Below are 4186 nucleotides of genomic sequence, written 5' to 3' on the forward strand. Positions count from 1 at the left end.
ATGGTGCCCGGCGTTCCCGAACGCCGCAGCCACGACTACGTCCGGGCCGGCACGACCACTCTCTTCGCCGCCCTCGAAGTCGCCACCGGCAAGGTCATCGGCTCTCTCCACCGCCGTCACCGGGCGGCGGAGTTCAAGTGCGCACGACTTGACTTGCGCACGACACTAATGGAGTAGAACCTACCCATGACCGAGTACCGACAAGAATGCGAAAATGAATTTCGTCATTTTTGAGGGGGAAGAGTCGTGACGATGTTTCGTGGAATTCCTGGGACGGGATTCATGGAGCGCGCCAACCCATCTCCCCCTTTCGTAACTCCAGAGATCGGTCAGAATTAATGCTAGTCGATGGCATTTTCGAGGCGAACAGTGCACTCCTAAGCTGCCCATTTGATGCCTATTCTGAGGCTCGCCATCGAGGTATCTACTTCTCGGAGAAGGCAAACGCTTACATCGTGAGTGCCCGAAATCATGTCTTGTCCGTCCTTCGTAACGCTCGAGATTTTTCATCGACAAACGCCTTTGGCTCGCCGCCGGTGACTCCGGAGACCGGCGTGGAACAGTACTTGCCAAGCCTAGGCCTCACGGATGGCGCGGTCCACACTCGTCGGCGTTCAGCTGTCCGGCGCTCGCTAACCCCTTCTCGAATCGCTGAAAGGGAGTCTACGATTCGATCCATTTGTGAAGATCTCGTCGACTCCTGGCCTAAGTCGGGTCACATCGATCTCGTTTCTTCCCTCTCTCGCCCCCTTCCCGCCATGACCCTGGTTCATTTCCTTGGAACGCCATGGGCCAGATGGGAAGAGATGGTTTCCTGGGCTGAACTTATTGCGATTGGTGCTATCGGGCGTACTAGTTACGACACGGACATTATTAAGCAAGGCGCCGTGCCGTTCTCCGAGTGGTCAAGTCGTGCCCTCGATGCCGCCGCCGACGACGAGAGGAGCATTCTAGCCGAGATATCTGTCGCGGAAAGGAACGGATCAATTTCGCGCACCGAGGCCATTCAGTTGACCATGGAAGTCTTCTCTGCCGGAGTGCTAACTACCGCAGGACTTATTTCCAACTGCATTCTTGCGCTCACGCAGCGGAATGACTTGGCGGATCAACTCCGATCCGACTTTGCCCTAATTCCAGGATTCATTGAAGAGGTTTTGCGCCTAGAGTCACCCGTTCAGGGGGTATTTCGGTTGGCGATGCGGGATTGTGAAGTAGGTGGCTTCCCCATCTCGGAGGGATCGCGCGTATTCGTTCTATTTGGTGCCGCGAACCGTGACTCGCATGCATGGACGGGCGCGGATGATTTCGACATGCGCAGACCCGGATCACCGGCACACTTGGCGTTCGGTCGCGGCGTACACACTTGCCCTGGTTCTTCGCTATCCCGAACAGAGACCAGAATTGCCCTGGAAACGATCTTGGCGCACACGACGAGCATGGATTTGGCAGTTGGCGTCCACGAAGTGGAGTATCTTCCAAATCCCATCTTCCGAATCCCACTGCAACTCCCGCTGGAGGTACTCCGACCTCGACATTCCATAAGGGTACGTGAACCGTTTGCATCGTTCCCCCAAGGTAAAAATGCAGGTCAGTGAGATTGTGTGATTAGGCGAGACTCGTGGTCGTTGCGATGGTGTTCTCTACGCACCATGCGCCTGACAAGGAGCCTCGCTCGGCTCCGTCACCGTGGCGTGGGTTACTGACAGGAAGCGGCCGTTCTGCTGTACCGGATTGCCACCGGGAATTTCTGTGCGCATAACGAGTTGCTGTGGAAAGCGTCGCAGCCGGAGTCCTGTGCCCAGTCGACGTGAATTCTCAGAGCTTTGACAGTTTCTACGGGGCCCGACTGCCCTGTTTTGAAGGACGGAGAGCCGTGTACGAGCGGGACGAAAATCAGGCATGGCGGCCGCGAGTCGACGACTGTCTGGTGAACGAGCTGTTGATGAGTTCCCTCACCCTGCCCGCAGTGCTTGTTGCACATGAGCTGAGAATCTTCCGTCTGCTTTCGGAAAGATCCCTGGCGTTCGAGGAGATCAGCCAGCGGGTGCCGGTTGATGGTCGTCCCCTCAAAGCAATCCTCCAGTTGTGCGCATCCAAGGGTTTGTTGTCGGTTGAGGACGGCCGCTACGCACTGACGCTCACGGGCGAGGAGTACTTCGTGGAAGGCAGGCCGTCTTCCTACACCGACTACCTCGGCATGCTGAAGGAGACGTCCGCGCTTTTGGCCTTCGAGCCGCTCATGAAGGCGGTTGAGACGAACTCTCCTCAGGCCTACGGTGGTGAAGACATCTTCGAAGCCCACGAGGCGCAGGCAGAGAAGGCGCGTCTCTTCACACGCACCATGCACGGCCATAGTGCGGCGCCGGCCTCCGCATGGCCGGACCATGTCGACATGTCCCTGCACCGCCGCATGCTCGACATCGGAGGCGGCAGCAGTGCGCACGCCATCGGCGCCGTGCGGCGCTGGCCCCATTTGCGGGCGACTGTCCTGGACCTGGCCACGGTGTGCGAAGTGGCGAATGAGTACATCGAGCGGGCCGGCGTTCAGGACCATGTCGGTACGCTGGCGTTCGACATGTGGCAGGACGCACTGCCGGCCGCAGATATCCATTTCTACTCGGAGATATTCCACGACTGGTCTCCAGAGCAGTGCCGTTCACTCGTCCGCAAGAGCTTCGAGAGCCTGGAGCACGAAGGACGCCTCATCATCCACGAGATGCTCTATGACGAGGAGAAGCAATTTCCCGACGTCGCTGCCGCCTACAGCGTGGGGATGCTCCTGTGGACCCAGGGACAACAGTTCACCGCCCCCGAGTTGACCGCTCTGCTTGCGGGGGAGGGCTTCGTTGATATCGAGGTCAAGCCCACGTTCGGCTACTGGAGCATCGTCACGGGCCGCAAACCCTGACCAATGCCGATCGGTGACCCGTTTGGCCAATATCTCCTATCCCCGGCACGGCACAGCAAATTGAATGGCTTAACCGGTTTCGCCCCTAGGCCTGCTAAAGAATGACGGCACTTCGTGTCGGACGGTAAGTGAGGGCCTACCCATGCTTTGTTCGGCAGGCACTCAAATGCAATTGCTGCGGGAAGAGCGTGCGATGGCATGAGTGTGCGCCGAGAAATCCCTGTACATTACAATCGAGCGGCAATGCGATGAACGATTCAGGCAAAGTTGGAAATCATTCGGACGCACTGAAGCAGAGTGAATTTCTCCGAAGTCAAGATTCACTGAGCATCACACTCGCCATAAATGTCATCGTTGACAAGTGGGCAGCGGATACACCGGAATCCGTCGCCATCGATGCTCCAGGTATGCGTCTTACGTATCGCGAGTTGGTGGAGCGTGCGAATCAGTTGGCGCACTATCTGCGCGCTCGCGGTGTTGCTCCGGGGGATCGTGTGGGTGTCTGTCTTCCCCGTTCCGCTGAGGCTGTTGTCTGCTTCCTCGCCGTGCTCAAGGCGGGAGCTGTATGCGTGCCTCTCGACCCGGACTATCCATCGAGACGTCTTGCACACATGCGGGCAGACGCCGGCCTGGTTCTCACCCTCACCGTCGACGAACTCGAGGCTGCTCAGGACGCGATCAACGCCTGCTCCACGACACCGCCGACTGTCACCGCTCGTGGAGATGACACCGCATACCTCCTCTACACTTCCGGCTCAACCGGACAACCCAAAGGCGTCCAGATACCGCACCGCGGCATCGTGAACGTGATAGCTAACGCTAACTGCCCTGGGCTGGGCCCGGCGAGTCGATTCCTGCACGCCGCGTCCATTTCATTCGACGCAGCGGTACTGGAGATCTGGTCAGCCCTGCTGAACGGGGGCCGGCTAGTGGTGGCACCGCCCGGTCCAATCAGCGCGGAGGAGATCGTCGCCTTCACGGATACAGGACGGGTCTCTGACGCCTTTCTAACCACGGCGCTGTTCCATCGTCAGGTTGCTGAATTCCCATTCTCTTTCAGCGGGCTGCGCACTCTCATGGTCGGCGGCGAGTCCCTTCTGTCCGGGCCCGCGCAAGCCGTTCTTCAGAACAATCCGGATCTGCGTCTGATCAACCTGTACGGTCCGACCGAAGCCACCATCTACGCGACGTATTTTGTGATGGGTGCGCCGGAGGATGTGTCCAGCCCGGTACCGATCGGGCGTCCCATCGCGAATGCTCGTATCCGTGTCCTCGATG

At 58.6% G+C, this 4186-nt stretch carries 3 protein-coding genes and 1 pseudogene; all 4 read left to right on the forward strand.

All coding sequences use genetic code 11. The features are described 5' to 3' along the window. Nucleotides 1–135: pseudogene (locus AB0M18_RS36400) on the forward strand (IS630 family transposase); the annotation flags it as partial. A 623-nt stretch (nt 136–758) separates the two neighbouring features. Beyond that, nucleotides 759–1595, forward strand: coding sequence for a cytochrome P450 (locus AB0M18_RS36405; protein WP_365765674.1), 837 nt, complete (start codon nt 759–761; stop codon nt 1593–1595). Nucleotides 1596–1873: 278 nt separating this feature from the next. Beyond that, entirely contained in the window at nt 1874–2908 is a 1035-nt protein-coding gene (locus AB0M18_RS36410) for a methyltransferase (RefSeq protein WP_365765676.1), read from the forward strand. Between the two features lie 248 nt (nt 2909–3156). After that, on the forward strand, nt 3157–4186 hold a 1030-nt coding region (locus AB0M18_RS36415; RefSeq protein ID WP_365765678.1), incomplete at its 3' end, for an AMP-binding protein.

It is taken from the genome of Streptomyces sp. NPDC051909, from assembly GCF_040681095.1.
In the GTDB taxonomy this organism is placed as follows: domain Bacteria; phylum Actinomycetota; class Actinomycetes; order Streptomycetales; family Streptomycetaceae; genus Streptomyces.